Genomic DNA, 23,848 nt, shown 5'->3' on the forward strand with positions numbered 1-23,848 from the left:
TTTTATTTATGATACTTCAATTTTAATATCACGCCCCATCAACTCAGCTAATGCTATGGATGGAGATTTTTTTTCGTATAAAACCTCATATAAAGCCTTCGTTATAGGCATTTCAATTTGATGTTTACAAGCCATTTTATAAATAATTTCTGTTGCGAAAAATCCTTCTACAACCATATTAGTATGATTAACAATAAAATCCATCGTCTTACCCTCGGCTAGTTTTTGACCAGCCGCACGGTTACGACCATGTGGGCTCATACAAGTAGCAATCAAATCCCCCATACCAGCAAGACCAGCATAGGTTTCTTTTTGGGCCCCTAAGGCCACCCCAAAGCGAGTCATCTCATGAAGACCACGTGTTAATAGTAAAGCCTTACAATTATCCCCTAAAGCTAAACCATCTGCAATACCAGCTGCAAGGGCAATGATGTTTTTCGTGGCTCCTGCTAGTTCAACACCAATCATATCAGTATTTGCATAAATTCTAAAATTTTGACTACATAATGCCTTTTGCAATGTTGTAGCCACTTCTAGATTCTCTGTACTCAACACAGAGGCAGCAGGCAAATTACGCCCAATCTCTTCTGCATGATTAGGTCCAGACAAAACCGCTAAATTACACCCTATGGTAGCAAAAACCTCTTTCATCACAGTCGTCAAAAGTTTCCCACTGCTTCGTTCTACACCTTTTGAACATAGAATATAGGCTTGATTTTTATGAGCATACGGTTTAATAGCCTCTAAACTGGTACGTACATGTACAGAAGGAGTAACCATTAATACCACTTCAGCATTACTAATACAAGCCTCTAAATCAGAACTATATTGTAATTCTTCTGGAAGTTTTACACCTGGTAAATAGTCTTTATTCTCTAAGTCTTTTGCAAGTTTATTCGCAAATTCTGGACGACGACAATATATAGTTGTAGTATTTCCAGCTAAAACGGATTTAATAGCAAGGGCCGTCCCCCAACTACCAGAGCCGATAACAACAACATTCATTATTTAATCCTTTTTAATGCGCTCTACTTTTAACTCGTTTCCAGCAAGTAGACGCTTAATATTATCCCAGTGACGTACAATGACAAACAAAGCTGCTAATCCGCCAAAGCCAACAAACCAGAAGGATTCTCCAGTGAAATACATCAGTACTGGTACTAATGCAGCGGCAATGATAGAGCCTAAAGATACAAGTTTAGTGAAATATACGATAACACCCCATACCAAAAAGCAAATCAATGCTACTATTGGTGAAAGAGCAATAAGTACACCTAAACCCGTAGCAACGCCACGACCACCTTTAAAGCCCAGAAAAACAGACCAGTTGTGCCCCATCATCCCAAGAATACCACCTAAGATCATAAACATAGGCCCATAGGGTGAGAGTAGCACTACTCCTGCGGCCCCTTTTAAAGCATCACATAAAAATACAGGTAAGGCTGCTTTAAGTCCGATAACTCGATATGTATTAGTAGCGCCAATATTTTTAGAGCCATATTGTCGTACGTCTGTATTAAAGAAAAGCTTACCTATAATTAATCCACTAGGAATTGATCCGATAAGATATGATAATACAGCATATACAATAATCATAATATCCATTAGTCTTCATCATCCCGTTTCTTGCCACGTAATACTAAACGAATCGGAGTTCCTTCAAAACCAAAGGACTCACGCAATCGATTCTCTAAGAAACGCATATAAGAGAAGTGAATTAGCTCTGGTTCATTTACAAATAAAATAAATGTAGGCGGCTTAACACTAGCTTGCGTCATATAATAGATTTTTGGAATTCTACCATTGCGAGATGGTACAGGATTTACGGTTTGTGCATCTTGTAATAATTGATTTAACGTCCCAGTAGATACACGGCGGTATTGTTGTTCAGATACAAACTTCAACATATCAGCTAAACGGTGAATACGTTGCTTAGTTAAAGCAGAAGCAAACAGGATAGGTGCAAACTGTAAAAAACCTAATTCATCATAAATATCTTCAGTAAATCGCAATGTTGTTTTGTCATCTTTTTCAACAAGATCCCATTTATTCACAACAATGACTACACCTTTACCCGCTTCGTAAGCATAACCTGCAATTTTTTTATCTTGTTCTGTAACACCATCTTGAGCATCTAGTACAAGAACTACAATATCAGCACGATCTACTGATCGCAAAGAGCGGACAATACTATATCGTTCAACGGCTTCTTCGATTTTAGACTTACGACGCATTCCCGCCGTATCAATAAGTACAAATTTTTGGCCCTCATGAGTCCAATACGTATCAATGGAGTCTCGAGTAGTACCTGCTACATCAGATACTATTACACGATCTTGTCCTAATAATGCATTAGTCAAAGAAGATTTACCTACATTTGGACGACCAATAACGGCAACATGAATAGTATCTTTATCATCTACATTAGTGCCAACTGGTGGAAAATGTTTAACAGTATCATCCAGCAAATCACCTAAATTCATAAGATTTTTAGCGGAAATGCCAATGGGGTCCCCCAAACCAAGATTGTAGAATTCATAAATATTCGGCTCTTGATTTACACTATCAATCTTATTAACTACGAGTACAACAGGTTTTCCACTAGCTCTAAGAATATTTGCAACTTCTTCATCAGCAGGTACAATACCTTGTTTACCATCGACGACAAATAAAATTACATCCGCTTCTTCAATAGCTAATTCAGCTTGTAATCGCATCATCTTAGGAATAACATGACTATTTTCAGTAATGAACTCGATACCACCAGTATCGATCATTGTAAACTCACGATTTAACCACTCTGCATCGAAGTAAATACGGTCCCTTGTTACCCCCGGAATATCTTCAACGATAGAGATACGTTTATTAACAATGGCATTAAAAAGTGTAGATTTACCTACATTTGGACGGCCTACAACAGCCACTAATGGTTTTGCCATAGTTTCACCTCATTATCTAATCTAATACATTACTATATTTTATCATATTCTAAGTAAAGTACGCAAAAAGGCTAACCAAGGAAACCTTGGCTAGCCTTTTATTAGACAATGAATTATTCAGCGTCTTCTGCAGTTTCTTTTGATTCCATCAATTCAGTCAAAGCCAAACCCAATTTCTTTTCATCTTTGTTAAGAGAAATGATTTTAACTTCAACTTCTTGACCACGATTCAAGTAATCTTCAACTTTCGCATTACGTTGTTTTGTAATTTGAGAAATGTGAAGTAAACCTTGGATGTCGTCATTAACAGCTACGAATGCACCGTAAGCTACTAAACGAACAACTTTGCCGTTAATAACATCGCCAACATGCAATGTTTCTTCAGCAACGTCCCATGGGCTCTTAGATAAAGCTTTTAAGGACAAGGATAATTTATTGCTTTCAGCGTCGAAGGATTGTAATTTAACTTCGATTTCTTGGCCAACAGAAAGAACATCTTCCACTTTTTTGATTTTTTGCCAAGAAATATCGGAAATGTGAAGTAAACCTTCAATACCGCCGATATCTACGAATGCACCATAAGGCATGATTTTACGAACGATACCTTTATAGTTTTCGCCAACGTTGATATTTTTCAATGCTTCAGCTAATTTAGCTTGACGTTCCACTTCCAATACTGCACGACGAGAAAGAACCAAACGGTTTTTCTTTTCATCGATTTCAAGTACTTTAGCTTCAAATTCTGTACCAACCAAGTTGTCCAAGGATTTCACGAAATGAACATCACCTTGGGACAATGGAATGAAACCACGAAGGGATTTAACTGTTACTACTAAACCTGCTGGGATAGCATCAATACCTTTACATACGATAGCTTCATCTTTTTCTTGTGCTTCGATAACATATTGCCAATCTTCATCTTTAGCCAAGCGAGTCATGGAAAGATAAATAGGATTATCTTCTTTGATGTGATTCATGATAACTGCTTTAATTTCATCACCATTTTTTAACACATCTTTGGCAGATTCTGGTGCTGGATAAGAAATTTCAGTTCTGTTCAAAATGGCTTCAGTTTTGTAGCCAAAAGATACATAAGCTCGTTCATCTTCGACTTGAACTACTGTACCTTCTACAACATTCCCTTTCTTAAATTCTTCTTGACCTTCGGCTGCTAATAATTCTGCAAAATCTTTCATTGTCTCAATGACCTCCTTAATAATCCAGTCGGGAGTCGATGCTCCTGCTGTTACTCCTACCGTCTGTACTCGGTTAAACCATTCCAGTTGTAATTCAGTAGAAGTTTCAATGTGATACGTTGTACATCCAACGTCACGACAAACCTCTGCCAATCGGTTTGTGTTGCCGCTGTTCTTACCGCCTATCACTATCATAAGATCTACATTACGTGCTAAATCAACGGCAGAATTCTGTCGTTCTTGCGTTGCATTGCATATCGTTTTGAAAACCTTAAGATTCTTAGATTTTTTCTCTAATATGTCTATTATACTGTTAAATTTGAATTGTGAAAAGGTTGTTTGTACAACAACGCCCATTTTTTCCACAATTTGTAGTTTTTGGGCGGATTCTTCATCTTCGATGATTATTCCTTCGTTATTTGCCCATAAATTAATGCTTTTGACCTCAGGATGGTTTTTTTCTCCCAAAATCACCAAAGTCATACCTTCATCTATAACAGACTTTGCATCTTGCTGTGCTTTTTTTACATGTGGACATGTGGCATCCACAACATGTAATCCTTTTTCTTCTGCCTCTTCGTAAATAGCAGGTCCTACACCATGAGAGCGAATAATCATTGTGCCTTCAGCGATATCAGACACTTCTTGAACAGGGCTTACCCCTTTGTCTTCAAGACGACCTACAACTTGAGGATTATGAATAATAGGACCTAATGTATAGCTTTTACCATCGTTATTTGCAGCTTCATTTGCCATTTCAACAGCCCGTTTTACACCATAGCAAAAACCATGGTTTTTAGCCAAAATTATTTCCATAAAGTCTCCTCTATACAATTGTTATGATAAGAATCTATCATTCGTTGGATTTCACTTTTAACACTATCATTTACTTTTTGAATCGCTTCTGGAGTCGCTTTAGCTTTTTCAACTGGAATCGGTTTACCAATAATACAAGCCACTTTATTACGTTCCATATTGTGAGAGCCAATGATAGCAACAGGCACTATGCTAACCGCTGTTCTAAGAGCAATTGATGCTGCACCATCATGAAATTTACCAAGCTTACCACTTTTTTGACGGTTACCTTCTGCAAATATGCCTAAAACCTTATTATCTTTAAGTAGTCCCATGGCATGACGAATAGCAACTTTATCAATAGCACCGCGATTTAACGGAAATGCACCAAGCCATGTACAAAAAAAACGCGAAATAGGATTCACAAATAATTCTTGTTTAGCCATAAAGTGTACATGTCTAGGCAAAGCATAGCCACAGATAGGGGGATCATTATTACTTAAATGATTAGGCACCACGATAACGGGTCCTTCCATTGGAAAATTATCACGACCATATACTTTCAGTCCATACCCTACCTTATAGCGAAGCCAAAAAGCGGTACGCCATAACCAGGTTGAAAATTTATTCATGATTGATTGTCTCCTGCACTAAATTCAATATATATGCCACAGTTTCATCGAAATTCATATCGCTAGAGTCTACAACCACTGCATCTTCAACGCATACAAGTGGAGACTCTTCACGATTTTTATCCATTTCATCACGACTAACAACATTCTTTTTAATTTCGTCTAGTGTTTGCTCGTTTGATGTACCTTGTACTTCCAACCATCTACGTTTTGCACGTGCATCTACAGAAGCGGTTAAATAAATTTTTAGCTCTGCATTAGGTAATACGACAGAACCGATATCACGTCCATCTAATATAACTCCCCCAACGGCGGCCATCTCTTGTTGGCGTTCTACCAAATATTTTCGAACCCCTTTATAAGAAGCTATAGTCGATACATTATCATTAATTTGCTGCTGGCGAATTAATGATGTAACATCTTTCCCTTTAATATAGACCTTGCATGCTGTTGCAGTAGGCTCTAAAGTCAAATTTAAAGAAGGTAATAAAGCTTCTACAGCAGCTTGATCCTTAACATCGATTTGACTATCAAGAACTGCCCATGTAACACCGCGATACATGGAACCTGTATCGATATATAAATACCCTAATTCATTGGCCACTACTTTAGAAATGCTACTTTTACCAGCCCCAGCAGGACCATCAATAGCAATGGCAATTTTTTTAGTGTTCATAATAACCTCTATTCTTCATCACCGTGTACGGCATGCATAGCCGCCACATAGCCTGTGGAAAAGGCAGCTTGTAAATTATAGCCTCCTGTAAAAGCATCTATGTCTAGTACTTCACCAGCACCATATAAACCACCAATCAATTTAGACTCCATAGTTTTAGGATTAAATTCTTTTAATGAAATACCACCTGCTGTAACAATAGCTTCCGCTACAGGTCGTAATTCCTTAACAGTTACTGTCATATGTTGCAATACATGACATAAGCGCAAACGCTCTTCCTTTGTAATTTGATTAATTGGTTTAGCCGGATTTAACTCAGCAAGCTTTATAACAATGGGAATAAGATTTACAGGTAGTAAATCCCTCATCCCATTAGCCAATTGTTTTTTAGAATATAAGTCAAAATCCTTTTGCAAGCGCTTATCCAATACTTCTGCAGTTAAAGCAGGCTTAAGATTAATTTCAATGGTAATTTGAGGATTTTTCTTACGAAGCAACTTACCTACCATGTGACTTAATGATAAAATTGTAGGCCCCGTAAGACCAAAATGAGTAAACATCATTTCCCCAAATTGTTTAGCTTGTACCTTACTTTTAGAAATTACGGATACCTCAACATTACGAAGACTAAGCCCCATAATTTCCCTTACCCACGTTTCGTTTGTAACGATAGGGACTAAGGATGGACGAATATCAGTAATAGTATGTCCCACTTTTTCGGCTAAAACGTAACCATCACCAGTAGAACCTGTCAATGGATAAGATGCACCACCAGTACAAATAATAGCAGCATCACAAGCATATTGTTCCTTATCCGTTGTAACACCAACTACACGATTTTCCTGTACAGTAATCGATGTAACAGGTTCATTTAAATGAACTTGAACATTATACTTTTTTAGGATTTTCATAAAGATATTGCGTACTTCTAATGCAGAATCGGATTCAGGAAACACTCGTCCACCACGTTCTACTTTAGTTTTTAACCCCCAGCTATGCAATAGGTCCAGAAGATCTTCATTACTAAAGCGTTCATAGGCACCGTACAAGAACTTACCATTACCAGGCGTATTTTTTATAAATTCGGCCATATCTGCACTATTCGTAATATTACAGCGACCTTTACCGGTAATGCCCATTTTCTTGCCAACCATATTCATTTTTTCCAATAAGATGACGCGTGTTCCTTCACGGCCTGCTATAACAGCTGCCATTAGACCTGCCGCACCACCGCCAATGACTATGATTTGCTTCATGCCTTATCTGTCCCCAATGCTTTTAGCGCTTTTACTTCACGAATTGTTAGTTGACGAGAAGCGCCTCGTTTCACACCACCTAAAGTAAGACCAGCATACGCAATGCGTTTTAAATTATGAATACGATAGCCAAAGTGTTCAAACATACGACGAACTTGACGATTACGACCTTCATGAATTGTAATTTCTACTTCATGTACACCATTATGATCATCAAAACCTAAATCTACAATTGTTGCAGGTGCAGTTATACCATCTTCAAGCTCTACACCATTTGCAATAATTTGCAAATCATCATCGCGAACACGACCTTTGATACGAACTTCATAAGTCTTTTCCACGCCTTTAGATGGATGCGTTAGATTTTGTGCCAACTCTCCATCATTCGTAAGCAGTAACAAACCTTCTGTATATAAATCGAGACGACCAATAGGGTAAATTCGTTTCGTTTCATTTTTTATATAATCTAAAACCGTTTCTCGACCTTGAGGGTCAGACACAGATGTAATGACCCCCTTTGGCTTATTTAACAAATAATATACTGGTTTCTCTTGAGCCAATAATTGGCCATTAACCTTAACCTTATCTTTTTGTGGATTAATTTTGACCCCTAATTCGGTTACCTTGCGACCATTGACCTGTACTTTACCTTCTGTAATTAGTTCTTCTGCCTTACGCCGTGATGCAATACCACAACTGGCAATATATTTTTGTAATCGTTCCATGCTACCCTTCTGTTTCCGAAACTTCTTGATGTAAGGCTTCTATCGATTCTACACCAGCACTTCTCAAAAATTCATCAGTCGTGCCATATAGAATCGGTCTACCTACAGTATCCTTATGACCTAATTCAGCTATAAGAGATCGAGTCAATAATTGTTTTATAATTTTATCGCTATTTACACCGCGCACCTCTTCGATTTCAGCCTTTGTAATAGGCTGCTTATAGGCGATAACAGCTAATGTTTCCATAGCCGCATTAGATAATTTATCTTCTCTTTTACGAATATGCCCAACATAATCAGCACATTCAACAGCGCTTACTAATTCAACACCGGCTCCAGATATACGTATTCGAATACCTCGATTCTGTTCTTCTAGTTCACATTGTAATTCTTCTATATATTTTTGTGTCTCCTCTGTGGAAAGCCCAAACACTTCTGCTAACATATCTATCGATATAGGCTTTGCCGATGAAAACAAAACGGCTTCTAAATGCATTGTTGGTAAGCTCATATAGCCCCCTTTCTACACGGCCCGCTCTAAGATAGCAGTGAATATAATATCATCATCTTCATAACGCATTTCCATAACTTGTTGTTTTAACAATTCTAAAACAGCCATAAAGATGGTTACCATACCACTTTTCGTTTCAATTGCTACTAATAACTCCCTAAAATATAGACATTCGCCACGATGTATACGACTAGACAAGGATATAATCATGTCCTCTAAACTATACGTATCCTTTTCAACCTTTACCTCACGAATCGTCTCTTTTTCTGACAACTCTTTAGCTCGTTTTATAGTTTGATAAAAAATTTGATATAACTGTGAAAGTTCCAAATTATATACACTATCTAATCCAAGCACACTCGTTTCTTCAGGACGACTAAATATATTCGCAGATACAGCGGTACGCTCCATTAATAGAGATGTAATATCCTTAATTTTCTTAAATTCTACTAATTTTGCTACCAACTCGTCACGTGGATCCTCTGCTTCATCGGGCTCAGGTTCAGCCTTAGGTAATAACATGCGTGATTTAATCTGTAATAAGGTAGATGCCATAACAAGAAATTCACTACTATAATGAATATCAAAATGGTTCCAATTGTCTAGATATGCCAAGTATTGACTCGTTATTTCAACGATAGGAATATCGGTAATTTCTATTTTATGTTTTTCAATGAGATGCAAGAGCAGATCAAGGGGACCTTCAAAAACGTCCAACTTGTAGTTATAATCTCCCATAAAACCCAATCCTCAGAAAAAATGTTTTTAACTATATAATTATAAAGCATTTATAGTAGTACTTTCAAATAATTGTTTTTTTTACACTCATCTGCTATCTTTATTATTGTAATTATTTTATATTAAAAAAAGATACGTTATTGTGTATTCCTTTTAGAGAGGATTTATTATGTCATCGAGTGTGAGGCAAATTGGGCGAAATCCAATTTTTCGCTTTGGTATTATAGGTATTGTTTTATATATCATCTTATTTTTAATTTATGAGCCCATAACCTTAGGGCTTGATGTAGAGGATATTACGATTTTAGCTGTACCAACAATTGTAGGTACCTTTTTATTTCAATATTTTATGGGGTGTACTGTTTTCCACAGGCCTTTTTTAGGGTATGGCCTAGTCGGAATCTTATGGGCACTTACCTTTCCTCTTTTATTCCATTGGTCCTATGTGAAGCCATTATACTTCTATGAATTTGCTAATGATTTTTTATTTGGCTTATTAATTTTCATGGGATTATCAGGCATTCAGTTTTTACTGAACCAAACAAATCGCTTCCATAAAACAACATCCTTAATCATGGCTATCATTTCCATGATTCTGAGCTTAATACCATTCTTACAGATCGGCTATTACATGACTACTTGGCATTGCTTAACGCCAGCCAGTCTGCTAGCCGTATATATGACCAATCCAGAAGAAGCATTTGGTTTTTTAAAGAATGCAGCTGGTATACCTGGTCTTATAGCAGTGAGTATTGGTCTTATTTTATGGACTTATTTATTGTACTGGTCTAACTTAGGAATGAAAGCAGTAGTAAACTTAAATACTACACGTCCTATGCGGTCAGCTATGCTCATCGCATCCCTTGTAGCTTTTTTAGTATATGTACCATTCTTCTTGTTCCCTCAAACCTGTATTGTGGCGAACTGGATTGCTGCAGGCGATTATGTAAAACAAATGCAACAATATAATGATAATCACCACTTAGTATTTGATTCCTTTAATTTAGACACAAAGGAAACAGCGGTGAACAAAACACCTGGTACTATTATTCTAGTCATTGGCGAATCTAGTTCTCGAGATTATATGAAAGTATATAATCCAAACTTCCCATATGACGATACTCCATGGCAAGGCAATATGCGTTCGGACAATAAAGACTTTGTCTTCTTTGATAATGCCTATTCATCGTACGTACAAACAGTACCAACCTTGGAGCGTGCACTATCTGAACGAAATCAATATGATGATAAACCATTTCTTGATTCAGCCAATATCTTAGATATTGCTAAAAAAGCGGGATACACGACTTCTTGGTTTAGCAATCAAGGTGTATTCGGTGAATATGATACAGCTATTTCATTAATGGCTAAGACTGCAGACACAACAAAATGGGCCCATGAATCTTATGCATTCTCAGATCGATATGATGAAGCTCTATTGCCATTATTAGAAACTGTAGATCCTACCAAGAACAACTTTATCGTTATACATATTATGGGTAGTCATATTTACTACAATGATCGTTACCCTCATGAATTTAGCAAGTGGAAACAAGGTCCGTATCCTGATGGTCAAGAAGCATATGCTAACAGCCAATTATACACAGACTGGTTATTACAACAAATTTACAATTATGGCAAAGACAAATTAAACTTACAAGCCATGGTGTATTTCTCCGATCACGGTGAAAGTTTAGACAAATCGCATAACCCTGATACATTTGATTTTGTTATGACACATATTCCATTCTGGGTATACCTATCTCCACAATATCGCTCAACCTATCCACAGACTGCTGAGGTACTTGCAAAACACGAGCATCAATTCTTTACTAATGATTTGCTATACGATACATTAGTTGGTCTCATGCATGCTCCAAGTCAACGATATGATGCAACACGAGATTTTAGTAATGCTCAATATCGATTTAATCTACATAACTTAACTACATTACTTGGTGAACAACCATTAGCAAATGATCCTGTTAATACAAACAAGTAGTCTTTAATTGATATTGTAGCCATTATTTTTCTATTGTATTAAGTTATTTTAATAGTAAAACAACTTAATATAACCAAAAAGAGATGAGTTTAACTCATCTCTTTTTTTCTGCAAGCAAAAGCTCTATATCATTTTCCGTATAAATTCTTATATTCTTTTCTAATAGAGCCTCTACAGTACATCCATGACCATTTTTCAATGTTCTAGTAAAAGTTCCATCATAAATGCACTTATATCCACAGCTAGGACTTTTCGCCTTCATCAAAGCTTGCTTGCAACCATATTTTAGTGCAATATCAACTGTTAATTGAGCACCTCTTACAAACTCATCTGTAACATCAGCTCCATTAACAGTACATATACGTTTACCCTGACGCTCCGCAGGATCACGAGGCGTACTAAGTCCCCCTAATACTTCCGGACATACTGGTACTAATTCATAATATTCCTTTAGAGCCTCTATCGTTTCTATATAATTGTCTTTGCCATCATATCGACAGGGTACACCAAATAGGCATTCACTAATCAATAACTTAGGTTTCTTATTCATAGATTTATCTATCTCTTATATATTTATACGTAACTTATAGTAATAATTTTCACAAATCGTTTTAATTGTATATAAGAAAAAAGACTAACCCAAAGTTAGTCTTAATTGGTGCCGAGGACCGGAATCGAACCGGTACGGTTGTTTCCAACCGACGGATTTTAAGTCCGTTGCGTCTGCCTGTTCCGCCACCCCGGCATGGGTAACGATTGTGGAGGCGGCACCCAGAATCGAACTGGGGAATAAAGGTTTTGCAGACCTCTGCCTTACCGCTTGGCTATGCCGCCATATAAAATTGGAGCGGGAAACGAGATTCGAACTCGCGACCCCCGCCTTGGCAAGGCGGTGCTCTACCGCTGAGCTATTCCCGCATATAAATGGTGCCTCAGGACAGAATCGAACTGTCGACACACGGATTTTCAGTCCGTTGCTCTACCAACTGAGCTACCGAGGCATAAATGGCGACCCCGATCAGATTTGAACTGACGATCTTCGCCGTGACAGGGCGACATGTTAACCGCTACACCACGGGGCCGTAACCAAAGTACTTGCTTAGTATATCGGTTATCAGGACTTTTGTCAACACTATACTACAATATTTTTAATAAATTCTTCCTCATGTTTTAATATAGTAGATTCCCTATGTCCAGGCTCAACAATTAACTCCTTAGACAAAGTTAAAAGATGATTCAAACTCTTAATCAAATCAGCTGGATTACTGTTATAATTATCTGTATTTCCCACATTTTGTTTAAATAAAGTATCACCAGTAAATAGATGGTCTTCAATTTCTAAACAAACCGATCCAGCACTATGCCCAGGTGTATGATGAACTATTATATTAAAAGGATCTAACTGTAATTGCCCCTCTACTAAATCATTACAATGTGTATACATTTTTTTCTTATATACACTTGGTCTCCGTCGAATTAACTGTAACAATTCTTGATCTAAAGGATGTAAATAAGCGGGAATATTATAATGTGTACATACTTCATCCAAGGCTGACACATGATCACAATGACCATGTGTCAATAAAACTGCTATAGGTTCAGAATCCGCAACCATATCAATAATGTGGTTACAATGAAAGCCCGGATCAATGATTATAGATTTTCCCTCTTTGATAAGTACATAACAATTTGCTTTATAAAGCCCTAGAGGACGTTTTATAACTTCCATATAGTTCCCGCCCTCCTATAGAATACGATATCGTTTAGGAACCTCTTTTTTAATAAAATACCCTTCCCAAAACTGAGGGTGAAGCATAACTAAAATCGTAAATAACTCCAAACGACCTAGTAACATGTCTACAATAGCAATACATTTAGCAGTATCCGGCATAACATTAAAGGAATCAGTAGGACCAAAGCCACCAAACCCTAGTCCTACATTGCTAAGAAAGGCCGTAACCACTTGCATAGAATCATATGTATTAAGACCAGTACAAGTCATTAGAAAAACAGATACCACATAAATCATTAAATATAAAAATAAAAATTGCTGTGTCATCTGGATCCATTTAGTAGGCATCGGTTTGCCATTAATACGTACTACTTGAACCATATCAGGATGAATTGATTTTCGCAGATAAATTATAGAACTCTTAATCAAAATAATAAGTCGTATAATTTTTACACCGCCCGTTGTAGAACCACTACAACCACCAAAAAATGTACAAATAAATAACATCATCTGTGCTGCAGCAGGCCACAAATCATAATCACTAATAGCAAAACCACTACCAGTTTGAAGCGAAACTAAATTAAAGGCAGCATTTCTAACAATCTCTAAAGGACTAGAATAGCTAGATTGTAATGCTAGAGATATTGATACAATGGCAATACCAATAAACACTACAAGCCAGTACATACGTGTTTCAAAATCATTAATTAAAACGCGAATTCCTTTTTGAAGTGCATTGTAATACACAGAGAAATTGCCACCAGCAAGAAACATAAAGAATATAAATACGAAACAAATATAATTACTTTGTTCATAAATAAAAGCCCCTGCTGATGTCGGTGCAAATCCACCCGTGGCAATAATAGAAAAGGCATAGTTTAACGCATCAAAAGGTTCAATGCCGCCAGCCCACAGCATAAGAAAGCAAAGAGCAGTAAAGGCAATATACAACTGCCAAAGCTTGGTGGCCATTGATTGAATACGCGGCATTACAACACCAGGCTTTGGTACAGATGCCTCTGCATTAAAGAAATGTGCTGCATCTGCTCCTAAATTCTTTAAAAATGATAAGATAAGGACGATGATCCCCATCCCTCCAACCCAGTGCATAAGACCTCGCCACAATACAAATGTGTTTGGTAACGTATCAACACTATAAATAATAGTTGCACCAGTTGCAGTAATACCCGAAGTGGCTTCAAATAAAGCATCAAAAACATTAGTCAATATGCCACTCCCCAAAAAAGGTAAAGCCCCCAAAATAACCGTAAATATCCAAGTAGAGGATACAACTAAGAACCCATCACGAATACTAAAGCTTTGACTTTCACAACCGTAATAAGATAAAAGCGTCCCCAAAACTAAAGAAAGGCTTGTGGTTATAAGGAATGACCAATATGCAGTTTCAAATACGACACTATATATAAAAGGGATTAAAGTAAAAACCCCAAATATATAGAGTAGTCGACCCACTAAGGACATAACGATTTGAATTCGCATAGCCCCTCCTTACTAAGTAAGATATTTAAGCAATTTGCTTACCGATTCAGGTAATGTAAAGAGAACGATATGATCACCATCTAAAATTTGAGTATTACCACGAGGTACGATAGCTTCATTTTCCCGTAAAATTACACCTACTAAGGCCTTCCCAGGTAAACGAATATCTTTCAATTGTTTACCTGCTACAGGTGATTCATTGGTAATTTCAATTTCGATAGATTCGGCTTTACCACCTTCAAAGGTGGAAATAGATACAACCCCTTCTCCACTTCGTACAAAGCGCAAAATTTGACTTGCAGTTAATAAACGTGGAGAAAATACTACATCAATACCTACTTGCTCCATCAGCATAATATATTCTGGCCGTCCCACACGAACAACGGTTTTTGGGATGCCCATATGCTTCCCTACAAGTGCTACAAGTAAGTTAAGTTTATCATCATCTGTTAGAGCAATAATTACATCGCTATCAGCAATTTCCTCAGCTTCGAGCAAATCAAAATCAGTACCATCCCCATTGATAACCATGGCTTTATCCACTTGATTTGCCAGTTTCTCACAACGGTCAAAATCTTTTTCAATAACCTTCACAGAAAAACCAGCTTTTTCTAGTAATACAGTTAAGTTACGACCTAAGAGACCTGCCCCAATGATTACAGCCCGTTTATAGAATGTATTATAATTATGGAACCAAAGTTTCTCCACTTCAGAAACGGACTCTTTCAAACCTAGGAAAAATACACTATCATCAGCCTGTAAGCGACTTTCACCATGCGGAATAATCATTTCACCATAGCGCAAAATACCAACTAATAGAACACCTTCAGGAAAGCGAATTTCTTTTAGTGGCTGTTCTAATAGAGGAAATTCATTATTCAATTTGAATTCCATAAGGCGCACAGCACCCTGACCGAACTCCTCAACATCTATAGCTGATGGTGTTTCTAAAATTTGTAGTAACTCTTGAGCTGTAACCATTTCAGGATTGATGAAAAGATCAACACCTAATTGAGCTCGTATCTCCTCATCCATATGTTCCGCCACACTATTATCACGAACGCGTGCAATAGTTGTAGGCACACCTTTTATTTTAGCTACCGAACAGGATAGCATATTAACCTCATCTGAATCAGTAACAGCAATAAACATACCAACATCAGACATATCGATTTCATTCAATAATTGAACATCACTGCCATTCCCTAAAACTAGGCTAACATCTAATGTATTTTCAAGATTATGAATGCGTTCTGGTGAGCGATCGATAACATATACATCATGATCGTCTTGAACAAGACGTTGTGCTAATGAATAACCAACCTTACCAGCGCCTACAATGACAATTTTCATCGTCTTTATTCCTCATCTTGGGACTCATCACTAACAAGAGGTGTCCATTGGCGACCTATGTCGGTAAGCAATGTCCAACCATCCTCCTGAACAATTTTTTTCTCTTTCATTAAATGCCCTAAGGCACGTTTGAACGCAGCCTTACTAATATTGAACTTATCTTTAATCAACATCGCTGAAGACTCATCACTATATGGCATCTTTCCACCGCGATTTAAAAGATATTCCATAATAATATCACCATCTGAAACAAGAGCTTTTTCCTTTGTAGGGCGCATAGATACATTGACACGACCATCATCGCGTTTGAAAGTAATACGACCTTCAATCATTTCCCCTACTTTTAACTTTCTCGTCATTTCAGAACGATGTAAAAAGGCAATCCAACGCTCAGGAGTGATAAAAAATGCCCCATCACTCGTTAAGTTATAGATAGCACCTTTTACAAGTTGACCAACCGTAGCTTCAGTAGCAGCTTTAGAGGCACGACGCATTTCATCATCTACATCCATGGAGACCGCAAAACGGCCAGATTTATCAGTATATAGACGAACCCATACCTTTTCCCCTACCTGAGGGCGACCACGCATCTCAGCATGAGGCATAAAGATACCACGTTCTGTGCCAACCTCAACGAAGCAACCAAAATTTGTCGTATTGATGACCTCAACATAACCAATTTGGCCAACCTTCATAGCTGGTAAACGCATAGAAGCAGTTAAACGCCCCTTTGGATCGCGATATAAAAATACTTCTACCTCATCTCCTATAGTAACTGGTGAAGTTTGTTGATCTTTATGAAGCAAAATATCATCATTTGTATTGCCTGTTTGACCATCTAGAAAAGCACCTTGGTCACTAGTACGCAATACTTTCAATGTGGCAATTGTATTTTCCAACAATTCTGTAGCCATATTATACTCCTTCAAATGGAACTCGACCAGCGTCATTCCACAATTCTTCTAAACCGTAGAATTCACGCAATTCATCACCACCAAAGACATGACAAATTATATCGCCAAAATCCAATAAGATCCATTCACCTTCACGATAACCTTCTCTATGCTGTACTGTTATACCTAATTCAGCTGCTTTATCTTCCATTTCATCAGCAATGCTTTGAGATTGCCTGCTATTATTTGCACTAGCAATCAAAAAATAATCACCTAACATTGAAATACCTTCTAAATCAAGAATTTCAATATCTCTGCCCTTTTTATCAAATGCAACTTGTGCAAGTTCTAATACGATTTGTTTAATATCTTCTTTCTTTTTCATTATATTGCCTCTTATCTTATCGCTTACTACCGCTCTCCTCACCTGGTTCTGTGGGCTTTGTAATAGTGCCACCATTATGTTCCGATTCAGGTGCAACTTTCGACATACTATTTGTTGGTGCAGATATAAATTGCGTCATTTCATTAGCTGGTAAATTACCCATTGTAATACCCACTAAACGTTGAGCTTCCGTAGGGTTTACCTTCCAATAAGTCGTTTCACCTATAAGCTCTTTTTCACCAGGAAGAATATAGAAGTGGATCTCTTCCTTATTAATTTTGCTCGCATTGTATACCAACTTAATAGCATCTAAAGTAGAAATATTACTATCATAATGATCCCAAATACGCCAAATATGCCATGCGTTTGTTAAGAAAAATGCATTATGCTCTTGTTCCACCCACAACTTTAAGAATCGCTCTTGTCGTTGCACACGAGTAAAGGTATCGTGTTTAGGATCAGAATATCGTAAATATGCTAAGGCATTATTACTATCTAATGTTTGATAACCACGTCGTAAATCAATATCCTTATTGCCTTCTGCATCAACATGTTCCATCGGTTGCTCTACATAAATTTGTTGATTCCCTAACACATCATTAGTTTTCTTGAAAGCATCTTGATTAACTACCACGTAGTATGGTATTGAAATATGGAACATATCCTCAATAACAGCTTTAGTAAGCTCAATACCACCTTTTTCGTAAATACCATTTAACATGGTCGCATCTGTTTGGTCACGATTATCGATTTTACTATTACTTGGAATGCCGATAACATCCAAAGTTTTTTGATCAAGATTTACAGATAATAGGAATAAGCTATCACCTTGGCTAGGATTATTGTCATCAGTGCCAATAACCAAAATATATAGAGGTTTATCTAAACCTTTTTGCTCTACTGATACAGTATTTACGTCCTGTTTATTTCCACTATCTATCACAGCTTCAGTAACTTCAGTAGTTCCTACAATTGCTCTATATGCATATGATACGCCACTATATATGCCATATCCTATCCCACCGACCAGAGACAAAACTACAACAATAGCCAAAATGACTCTAGGCCACTTTACAGATGACTTTTGTTGACGTCTTTTTCTACGTCGGCGAGCTCTTGCTCGTTCACGCTCGTCCATATAAAAACTCCATTATTTACAAGATTTTAATACATCATTACGACCAAGAATGGTCAAAGGATAAATAGAAAGATGTTGCTCAATAAGGTGATTAATAGTATTGTCAAAACCAAGCAATACAGCTCTATCGAGATTTTCTTTAGCTACCTTTCGAAGTTCATCAACACCTGGGAAATGACGATTGGGTTCAATATAATCTGCTAAGAATATAACTTTATCTAATGTGGACATCCCTACCTTACCAGTTGTATGAACACGAATAGCTTCTAAAATTTCTGAATCGGTTATAGAAAACTCAAGTTTAGCTCGAATCATACCTGCTAATCCATGTAAAAGATTACCATTGGCTAATAATTCTTCATCAGCTTTGTAATTATTCTCCTTCACCAAATCTTGCATCTCTTTCAAAGGCATTTCTTTAGCACAATCATGTAGTAATGCCGCTAATCGTGCTTTTTCTACATCAACATTATAAAGTTTAGCCAACTGAGTTGCAGATTCAACAACACCCAGGGTATGCTTAAAACGTTTTTTCCCCATCCATTGGCTTACCCTATGTTGTATTTCATCAAACGATAACATCATTTATTCCTTCCCATATATATGGTTTTCTTCTATATAATCTACTACACATTTAGGCAACATATAACGAACTGTCTTTCCAGACCGTAAGCGCTCTCGTAAATACGTAGCAGACAATTTCATTTCAGGCACTTCCATAACATGTATTTTTTCACGTGCTTTAGATCCTAACTCATCCAAAGTAGAATCAATAGCACTTGATCCATCTGGCCTAGTAGCTCCAATAAAATGAACCTCATCTATAAGTTCATCTATAAATTTCCAAGTCGGTAATGCACGAATAGTATCAGTCCCTGCAATAAAATAAAATTCAACAGTAGGACCATATAGTTTTTTAAAATATTGAATCGTATCTACGGTATACGAAGGACCTTCTCGGAGCATCTCTACATCAGAAATTTCAAAATTTGGATTATCTGAAACTGCGGCCGCCGTCATAGCATACCGATGATGACTATCAATCACATCATGTTGCTTATGCGGTGGAATACGAGCAGGTACAAAGATAACTTTTTCTAAATTAAAACTTTCACAAGCCACCTCTGCGATCATGAGATGACCTAAATGAATGGGATTAAATGTTCCACCAATTATACCTATGCGACGTTTTTCTACCATAATGCGGTCACTCCCTTAATGACAATGACACAAATAATGATGAATAAGAGCAATGCCTTTCCATAGGATATCCATTCATATCGGCCCTTAGGTGTTTGAAGATATCTGAAGTATGCCCTTATAAAATAATATAGTTTCTTCACGTCCGTACTTGGCCTTCCCCAAATACAAAATATTTATAAGATGTTAAAGCTTGTAACCCCATAGGGCCTCGAGCATGGAGTTTTTGTGTACTAATGCCAATCTCAGCACCAAAACCAAACTCAAAGCCATCTGTAAAACGTGTAGATGCATTATGATACACAGTAGAGCAATCTACTAAATTCATAAATACATTAGCACGCATAGGTTCATCTGTGATAATAGCCTCAGAGTGATGTGTAGTATACCGATTCACATGATCAATAGCTTCTTCAAGATTTTCAACGATACGCACATTTAAATCCATATCATTGTATTCTGTGCTGAAAGACTCTTCTGTTAAAGGAATTGTATTCTCCATATATTGAGCTACAGCCTCATCACCATGAATACGAACACCATATTCTAGTAGTGCTATATTAAGGCGTGGTAAAAACTCTCTAGCCACAGCTTGATGAACTAGTAAGGTTTCCATAGAGTTACATACAGATGGACGTTGAACTTTAGCATTGACTGCAATTTCTAAAGCCATCTCTAAATCAGCAAATTCATCAACAAAGGTATGACATACACCGCTGCCAGTTTCAATAACAGGAATGCTACTATCTTCTACAACACGACGAATAAGTCCAGCACCCCCACGTGGAATGATTACATCAATATATTCCCGTTGTTGTAAAAGTACTCCAACCAGATCTCGATCAAGCACCTCAACGAGTTGAATAGAGTCACCATTAATACCTAACGACTCTAAGGTATCCCGCATGATAGACACGATGATTTGATTCGTGTGAAATGCCTCCTTACCACCTCGTAAAATTGTAGCATTTGCCGTCTTTAAACAAAGAACACCTGCATCTATGGTTACATTTGGACGGGCTTCAAAGATGATACCAATAACACCAAAAGGTACTGATCGCTTTTCAATAATCAAACCATTAGGCCGAGTGATTGTTTCTATAATGGAACCTACAGGACTTTCAAGAGCAGCCACTTGACGCACCCCTTCTGCCATTTGAGCAATGCGACTAGGTGTCAAAGCCAATCGATCTATCATAGTTCGAGGTAAATTATAGTCAACAGATTTTTCTAGGTCTAACTCATTAGCCGCCATAATTTCATCTGTTTGTGCTTCTACAGCATCAGCAATTGCTAACAATGCAGAATCTAAAGTTTCTTGGTCGAGTTGGGCTAATTCAAAAGATGCCGTTTTAGCTCTCTGGCCCATATCTTTACAAATTTTTTCATACTGGTTCATAGGATTTCCTCAGTGTAATAAAACTAGATTATTACGATGTACAGCCTCATCATAGGTCGTATTAATACCCAGAATCTCGGCTATATCATTTGTATTGTGACCTTTAATCGCCTTCATATCATCAATACTATAATTAATAAGTCCACGACCAATTTCCTTATGATCATGATAAATGGAAATTGTATCACCAGGTCCAAAAGTCCCCTCTACTTCAATAATACCAGCGGGCAGAATGCTAGCACCCTTATCTAAAACAGCGCGAGCACACCCGTCATCAATCGTAATGGATCCTTTTAATCGTTTACCAAAAGCCAACCAATGATGTTTACCAGATAAACTTGCATCATGGGCTTCAAAGAGTGTCCCAATTTGTTCACCCTTACATACACGACGAACAGAATCCTCTACTTCACCTGAGGTGATAACCATTGGTACACCAGAATTTGTTGCCATATGAGCAGCTTTAATTTTTGTATACATACCCCCCGTTCCCATATTAGAACCAGCACCACCTGCAATAGCATAGGTTTCATCGTTAATTTCAGAAACAGTTTCTATCAAAGTAGCATCTGGATTGGTGGCTGGGTTAGCTGTATATAAGCCTTCAATATCTGACAAAATGATAAGTAAATCTGCATCTACAATACCTGCAACAGTAGCAGATAATGTATCGTTATCACCGATTTTAAATTCTTCGATAGCAACCACGTCATTTTCATTAATAATAGGAATAACGTTAAGTTGCAATAAAGTATGTAATGTATTACGCAAGTTAAGATAACTATGTCGTCCAGTACTATCCTCTTTCGTTAAAAGAATTTGCCCTACGGTGCGACCATATTCTCGGAACATGCGCTCGTACATATGAATGAGAATACCTTGACCTACTGCAGCAGCTGCTTGTTTTAATACGAGATCTCTAGGCTTTTCTTTAAAGCCTAAAGGGGCAAGACCTGCACCAGTAGCACCAGAGGAAACAAGAATAATCTCTTTACCTTGGTTAGCCAAATCTGATAATTGGCGCACTAATCTTTCAATACGCTCCAAATTTAAATGTCCGTTAGTGTAACAAAGCGTACTGCTACCAACTTTGACTACAATTCGTTTTGCATTAACGATAGCGCTGCGCATAGACTAACCTCCTAAGGTTGAAATTCTTAACTACGATGTATACAGATTTTTATGATTTACTAGATTATAAAATTATTTTGGCAAAATGATTTTAGGTTCTTTTTTAGCTTTATATAAAACACCATTAAAGCCAATCACTTGAACTAATTCAGCGCCAAGCATATCTGCTAAGTCTTGAAAAATTGTCTTATCTTCAGGACTATTATTATGTAATTTAACCTTAATAAGTTCACGTGCTGTAATCGCTGCACGAGCACTATCTATAACACTATCCTCTAAACCATTTTTACCAATTTGGACAACTGGTGGTATTGTAGCCGCCAATGAACGTAAATACCGTTTTTGTTTTCCTGTCATTATTACTCCTACTCTTGGAAAGTAAAGCGCTGATCGCCGATTACAACTTCATCACCGTCTTTACAACCTTTTTCCTTCAATTTTGCATCAAGCTCCATAAAGCGCCAAATGCGTTGGAATCTACGAAGAGATTGATCATCGTCAAGATTTGTCATAGCTACTAATCGTTCAATACGTTTACCAGTAATGTAGAAAGCAGCATCATCACCGCGAGTAATGACAAATTCTACATCTTGTTTTGCTTCGTATACAACTGTATCATCATTTGCTTCAGGCTCTGGTTCGTAGTTTTCTACATAGTAGTAAGCTCGTTCCATAAGCTCTGACAAACCTTCACCACTTAAGGCGTTAATGAGAAATACTTCATAGCCTTTGTCTTCAAAATATTTTTTCCTTTCGGGAATCGTCGTGTCATCAAAGACCATATCGATCTTATTGAGAGCTACAATTTGTTTCTTATTAGCCAATTTTTCAGAGTATTTACGTAACTCTTCATTAATCGCATCAAAGTCGACCTTAGGGTCTCGGCCTTCCATACCAGATACATCTAAAACATGAATTAAAATATTCGTACGTTCAACATGACGTAGAAAATTGTGACCTAAACCTACACCTTCACTAGCCCCTTCAATAAGGCCCGGAATATCGGCCAAAACAAAGCTACGATCTCCAGAAATTGTAACTACCCCGAGTACTGGTGTTAGTGTAGTAAAGTGATATGCTGCCACCTCTGGTTGAGCTTTAGATACTTTTCGCAAAATACTAGATTTACCAACAGATGGATAACCTAATAAACCTACATCAGCTAATACTTTAAGCTCTAATTGTAACCAGAATTCTTCACCAGGTTCACCCTTTTCTGCAAAGGTTGGTGCACGGTTAGCACTAGTTTGGAATCGAGCATTGCCACGGCCGCCACGACCACCTTTGGCAATAACAAAGGTATCGCCATCGTTAACAAGGTCGCAAAAGATTTTTCCTGTTTCCTCATCTTTAATTACTGTACCCAATGGAACTGGAATGATAAGAGGATCGGAACCTCGACCGTGCTTATTAGAGCTTTCACCATTACCGCCAGCTGGTGCCTTAAACTGACGTTTATATCTAAAGTCTACAAGCGTATTAATATTCTTGTCAGCTTTAAAAACAACATCCGCACCTTTACCACCATCACCACCACTAGGGCCGCCATTTGGCACGTATTTTTCTCGACGGAAGCTGGACATACCATCCCCACCGTCACCAGCTTTAACAAAGACACGCGCTCTATCTATAAACATAATTTAACTC

General features: G+C 37.4%; 24 protein-coding genes and 5 tRNA genes. 1 reads left to right on the plus strand and 28 read right to left on the minus strand.

The window, feature by feature from the left end:
* Positions 1 to 6: 6 nt before the first annotated feature.
* From E7A03_RS02365 to E7A03_RS02410, 10 genes are all read right to left on the minus strand, one after another.
* Entirely contained in the window at positions 7 to 1,005 is a 999-nt protein-coding gene (locus tag E7A03_RS02365) for an NAD(P)H-dependent glycerol-3-phosphate dehydrogenase (RefSeq protein WP_316073627.1), read from the minus strand.
* Positions 1,006 to 1,008: 3 nt separating this feature from the next.
* On the minus strand, positions 1,009 to 1,605 hold the full coding sequence (gene plsY, locus E7A03_RS02370) for a glycerol-3-phosphate 1-O-acyltransferase PlsY (RefSeq protein WP_004696947.1): 597 nt from the start codon (positions 1,603 to 1,605) through the stop codon (positions 1,009 to 1,011).
* Entirely contained in the window at positions 1,605 to 2,939 is a 1,335-nt protein-coding gene (gene der, locus E7A03_RS02375) for a ribosome biogenesis GTPase Der (protein WP_316073628.1), read from the minus strand. The genes plsY and der overlap by 1 nt, the downstream gene beginning before the upstream one ends.
* A 113-nt stretch (positions 2,940 to 3,052) precedes the next feature.
* Entirely contained in the window at positions 3,053 to 4,951 is a 1,899-nt protein-coding gene (locus tag E7A03_RS02380) for a bifunctional 4-hydroxy-3-methylbut-2-enyl diphosphate reductase/30S ribosomal protein S1 (protein WP_205112390.1), read from the minus strand.
* Positions 4,942 to 5,562, minus strand: coding sequence for a lysophospholipid acyltransferase family protein (locus E7A03_RS02385; protein ID WP_004697382.1), 621 nt, complete (start codon positions 5,560 to 5,562; stop codon positions 4,942 to 4,944). Before E7A03_RS02385 ends, E7A03_RS02380 begins: the two co-directional genes overlap by 10 nt.
* Entirely contained in the window at positions 5,555 to 6,238 is a 684-nt protein-coding gene (gene cmk, locus E7A03_RS02390; protein ID WP_105086519.1) for a (d)CMP kinase, read from the minus strand. Before cmk ends, E7A03_RS02385 begins: the two co-directional genes overlap by 8 nt.
* Positions 6,239 to 6,246: 8 nt before the next feature.
* Positions 6,247 to 7,494, minus strand: a complete 1,248-nt coding sequence (locus tag E7A03_RS02395) for a BaiN/RdsA family NAD(P)/FAD-dependent oxidoreductase (protein WP_316073629.1) — start codon at positions 7,492 to 7,494, stop codon at positions 6,247 to 6,249.
* Entirely contained in the window at positions 7,491 to 8,219 is a 729-nt protein-coding gene (locus E7A03_RS02400) for a pseudouridine synthase (protein ID WP_004697430.1), read from the minus strand. Before E7A03_RS02400 ends, E7A03_RS02395 begins: the two co-directional genes overlap by 4 nt.
* Before the next feature lies 1 nt (position 8,220).
* Complete coding sequence (scpB, locus tag E7A03_RS02405) at positions 8,221 to 8,730, minus strand: SMC-Scp complex subunit ScpB (protein ID WP_012864293.1); 510 nt, start codon at positions 8,728 to 8,730, stop codon at positions 8,221 to 8,223.
* A gap of 12 nt (positions 8,731 to 8,742) precedes the next feature.
* Entirely contained in the window at positions 8,743 to 9,468 is a 726-nt protein-coding gene (locus E7A03_RS02410; protein ID WP_287525397.1) for a segregation and condensation protein A, read from the minus strand.
* A gap of 169 nt (positions 9,469 to 9,637) precedes the next feature.
* Between E7A03_RS02410 and E7A03_RS02415 the strand changes: the two genes are divergently transcribed.
* On the plus strand, positions 9,638 to 11,470 hold the full coding sequence (locus tag E7A03_RS02415; protein WP_316073630.1) for a phosphoethanolamine transferase: 1,833 nt from the start codon (positions 9,638 to 9,640) through the stop codon (positions 11,468 to 11,470).
* 94 nt (positions 11,471 to 11,564) lie between these two features.
* Here E7A03_RS02415 and E7A03_RS02420 read toward each other — a convergent pair whose 3' ends face one another.
* From E7A03_RS02420 to obgE, 18 genes are all read right to left on the minus strand, one after another.
* Positions 11,565 to 12,020, minus strand: coding sequence for a 2-thiouracil desulfurase family protein (locus tag E7A03_RS02420; protein WP_004697220.1), 456 nt, complete (start codon positions 12,018 to 12,020; stop codon positions 11,565 to 11,567).
* Positions 12,021 to 12,126: 106 nt separating this feature from the next.
* Positions 12,127 to 12,215 (minus strand) — tRNA-Leu (locus tag E7A03_RS02425).
* Positions 12,216 to 12,229: 14 nt separating this feature from the next.
* Positions 12,230 to 12,304: transfer RNA gene (locus tag E7A03_RS02430), tRNA-Cys, on the minus strand.
* Positions 12,305 to 12,313: 9 nt separating this feature from the next.
* Positions 12,314 to 12,388: transfer RNA gene (locus E7A03_RS02435), tRNA-Gly, on the minus strand.
* A gap of 7 nt (positions 12,389 to 12,395) precedes the next feature.
* A tRNA-Phe gene (locus E7A03_RS02440) sits at positions 12,396 to 12,471 on the minus strand.
* Between the two features lie 5 nt (positions 12,472 to 12,476).
* Positions 12,477 to 12,552 (minus strand) — tRNA-Asp (locus E7A03_RS02445).
* 50 nt (positions 12,553 to 12,602) lie between these two features.
* A complete protein-coding gene (locus E7A03_RS02450; protein ID WP_278457533.1) occupies positions 12,603 to 13,199 on the minus strand; it encodes an MBL fold metallo-hydrolase in 597 nt (198 codons plus the stop codon).
* A gap of 15 nt (positions 13,200 to 13,214) precedes the next feature.
* The gene (locus E7A03_RS02455) at positions 13,215 to 14,702 is read right to left on the minus strand and encodes a TrkH family potassium uptake protein (RefSeq protein ID WP_004697205.1); all 1,488 of its coding nucleotides are present in this window, start codon (positions 14,700 to 14,702) and stop codon (positions 13,215 to 13,217) included.
* Positions 14,703 to 14,714: 12 nt separating this feature from the next.
* Complete coding sequence (gene trkA / locus E7A03_RS02460) at positions 14,715 to 16,055, minus strand: Trk system potassium transporter TrkA (RefSeq protein ID WP_004697013.1); 1,341 nt, start codon at positions 16,053 to 16,055, stop codon at positions 14,715 to 14,717.
* Between the two features lie 5 nt (positions 16,056 to 16,060).
* Positions 16,061 to 16,969, minus strand: coding sequence for a CvfB family protein (locus E7A03_RS02465; protein WP_004697457.1), 909 nt, complete (start codon positions 16,967 to 16,969; stop codon positions 16,061 to 16,063).
* Position 16,970: 1 nt separating this feature from the next.
* Positions 16,971 to 17,333, minus strand: a complete 363-nt coding sequence (rsfS, locus tag E7A03_RS02470) for a ribosome silencing factor (protein WP_316073631.1) — start codon at positions 17,331 to 17,333, stop codon at positions 16,971 to 16,973.
* A 16-nt stretch (positions 17,334 to 17,349) separates the two neighbouring features.
* Positions 17,350 to 18,471 (minus strand): LCP family protein, encoded by a 1,122-nt coding sequence (locus E7A03_RS02475; RefSeq protein ID WP_316073632.1) that lies wholly within the window; start codon positions 18,469 to 18,471, stop codon positions 17,350 to 17,352.
* Positions 18,472 to 18,483: 12 nt separating this feature from the next.
* Complete coding sequence (yqeK, locus tag E7A03_RS02480; RefSeq protein WP_118091476.1) at positions 18,484 to 19,053, minus strand: bis(5'-nucleosyl)-tetraphosphatase (symmetrical) YqeK; 570 nt, start codon at positions 19,051 to 19,053, stop codon at positions 18,484 to 18,486.
* A gap of 3 nt (positions 19,054 to 19,056) precedes the next feature.
* On the minus strand, positions 19,057 to 19,671 hold the full coding sequence (gene nadD / locus E7A03_RS02485) for a nicotinate-nucleotide adenylyltransferase (protein ID WP_278604413.1): 615 nt from the start codon (positions 19,669 to 19,671) through the stop codon (positions 19,057 to 19,059).
* A gap of 139 nt (positions 19,672 to 19,810) precedes the next feature.
* Positions 19,811 to 21,070, minus strand: a complete 1,260-nt coding sequence (locus E7A03_RS02490) for a glutamate-5-semialdehyde dehydrogenase (RefSeq protein ID WP_278471475.1) — start codon at positions 21,068 to 21,070, stop codon at positions 19,811 to 19,813.
* 9 nt (positions 21,071 to 21,079) lie between these two features.
* Entirely contained in the window at positions 21,080 to 22,201 is a 1,122-nt protein-coding gene (gene proB, locus E7A03_RS02495; RefSeq protein WP_004693178.1) for a glutamate 5-kinase, read from the minus strand.
* A gap of 72 nt (positions 22,202 to 22,273) precedes the next feature.
* Positions 22,274 to 22,558, minus strand: coding sequence for a ribosome assembly RNA-binding protein YhbY (gene yhbY / locus E7A03_RS02500; protein ID WP_004693176.1), 285 nt, complete (start codon positions 22,556 to 22,558; stop codon positions 22,274 to 22,276).
* Positions 22,559 to 22,566: 8 nt separating this feature from the next.
* Positions 22,567 to 23,838: a GTPase ObgE gene (gene obgE, locus E7A03_RS02505; RefSeq protein WP_316073633.1), complete on the minus strand. Its 1,272-nt coding sequence runs from the start codon at positions 23,836 to 23,838 to the stop codon at positions 22,567 to 22,569.
* Positions 23,839 to 23,848: the final 10 nt, after the last annotated feature.

The organism is Veillonella parvula (genome assembly GCF_032472435.1).
GTDB lineage: Bacteria > Bacillota > Negativicutes > Veillonellales > Veillonellaceae > Veillonella > Veillonella parvula_N.

What these genes read in the sequence shown, in the direction of transcription:
- E7A03_RS02365 (WP_316073627.1), bottom strand. Translation starts at nt 1,005, where the DNA reads ATGAATGTTGTTGTTATCGGCTCTGGTAGTTGGGGGACGGCCCTTGCT.
- plsY (WP_004696947.1), bottom strand. Translation starts at nt 1,605, where the DNA reads ATGGATATTATGATTATTGTATATGCTGTATTATCATATCTTATCGGA.
- der (WP_316073628.1), bottom strand. Translation starts at nt 2,939, where the DNA reads ATGGCAAAACCATTAGTGGCTGTTGTAGGCCGTCCAAATGTAGGTAAA.
- E7A03_RS02380 (WP_205112390.1), bottom strand. Translation starts at nt 4,951, where the DNA reads ATGGAAATAATTTTGGCTAAAAACCATGGTTTTTGCTATGGTGTAAAA.
- E7A03_RS02385 (WP_004697382.1), bottom strand. Translation starts at nt 5,562, where the DNA reads ATGAATAAATTTTCAACCTGGTTATGGCGTACCGCTTTTTGGCTTCGC.
- cmk (WP_105086519.1), bottom strand. Translation starts at nt 6,238, where the DNA reads ATGAACACTAAAAAAATTGCCATTGCTATTGATGGTCCTGCTGGGGCT.
- E7A03_RS02395 (WP_316073629.1), bottom strand. Translation starts at nt 7,494, where the DNA reads ATGAAGCAAATCATAGTCATTGGCGGTGGTGCGGCAGGTCTAATGGCA.
- E7A03_RS02400 (WP_004697430.1), bottom strand. Translation starts at nt 8,219, where the DNA reads ATGGAACGATTACAAAAATATATTGCCAGTTGTGGTATTGCATCACGG.
- scpB (WP_012864293.1), bottom strand. Translation starts at nt 8,730, where the DNA reads ATGAGCTTACCAACAATGCATTTAGAAGCCGTTTTGTTTTCATCGGCA.
- E7A03_RS02410 (WP_287525397.1), bottom strand. Translation starts at nt 9,468, where the DNA reads ATGGGAGATTATAACTACAAGTTGGACGTTTTTGAAGGTCCCCTTGAT.
- E7A03_RS02415 (WP_316073630.1), top strand. Translation starts at nt 9,638, where the DNA reads ATGTCATCGAGTGTGAGGCAAATTGGGCGAAATCCAATTTTTCGCTTT.
- E7A03_RS02420 (WP_004697220.1), bottom strand. Translation starts at nt 12,020, where the DNA reads ATGAATAAGAAACCTAAGTTATTGATTAGTGAATGCCTATTTGGTGTA.
- E7A03_RS02450 (WP_278457533.1), bottom strand. Translation starts at nt 13,199, where the DNA reads ATGGAAGTTATAAAACGTCCTCTAGGGCTTTATAAAGCAAATTGTTAT.
- E7A03_RS02455 (WP_004697205.1), bottom strand. Translation starts at nt 14,702, where the DNA reads ATGCGAATTCAAATCGTTATGTCCTTAGTGGGTCGACTACTCTATATA.
- trkA (WP_004697013.1), bottom strand. Translation starts at nt 16,055, where the DNA reads ATGAAAATTGTCATTGTAGGCGCTGGTAAGGTTGGTTATTCATTAGCA.
- E7A03_RS02465 (WP_004697457.1), bottom strand. Translation starts at nt 16,969, where the DNA reads ATGGCTACAGAATTGTTGGAAAATACAATTGCCACATTGAAAGTATTG.
- rsfS (WP_316073631.1), bottom strand. Translation starts at nt 17,333, where the DNA reads ATGAAAAAGAAAGAAGATATTAAACAAATCGTATTAGAACTTGCACAA.
- E7A03_RS02475 (WP_316073632.1), bottom strand. Translation starts at nt 18,471, where the DNA reads ATGGACGAGCGTGAACGAGCAAGAGCTCGCCGACGTAGAAAAAGACGT.
- yqeK (WP_118091476.1), bottom strand. Translation starts at nt 19,053, where the DNA reads ATGTTATCGTTTGATGAAATACAACATAGGGTAAGCCAATGGATGGGG.
- nadD (WP_278604413.1), bottom strand. Translation starts at nt 19,671, where the DNA reads ATGGTAGAAAAACGTCGCATAGGTATAATTGGTGGAACATTTAATCCC.
- E7A03_RS02490 (WP_278471475.1), bottom strand. Translation starts at nt 21,070, where the DNA reads ATGAACCAGTATGAAAAAATTTGTAAAGATATGGGCCAGAGAGCTAAA.
- proB (WP_004693178.1), bottom strand. Translation starts at nt 22,201, where the DNA reads ATGCGCAGCGCTATCGTTAATGCAAAACGAATTGTAGTCAAAGTTGGT.
- yhbY (WP_004693176.1), bottom strand. Translation starts at nt 22,558, where the DNA reads ATGACAGGAAAACAAAAACGGTATTTACGTTCATTGGCGGCTACAATA.
- obgE (WP_316073633.1), bottom strand. Translation starts at nt 23,838, where the DNA reads ATGTTTATAGATAGAGCGCGTGTCTTTGTTAAAGCTGGTGACGGTGGG.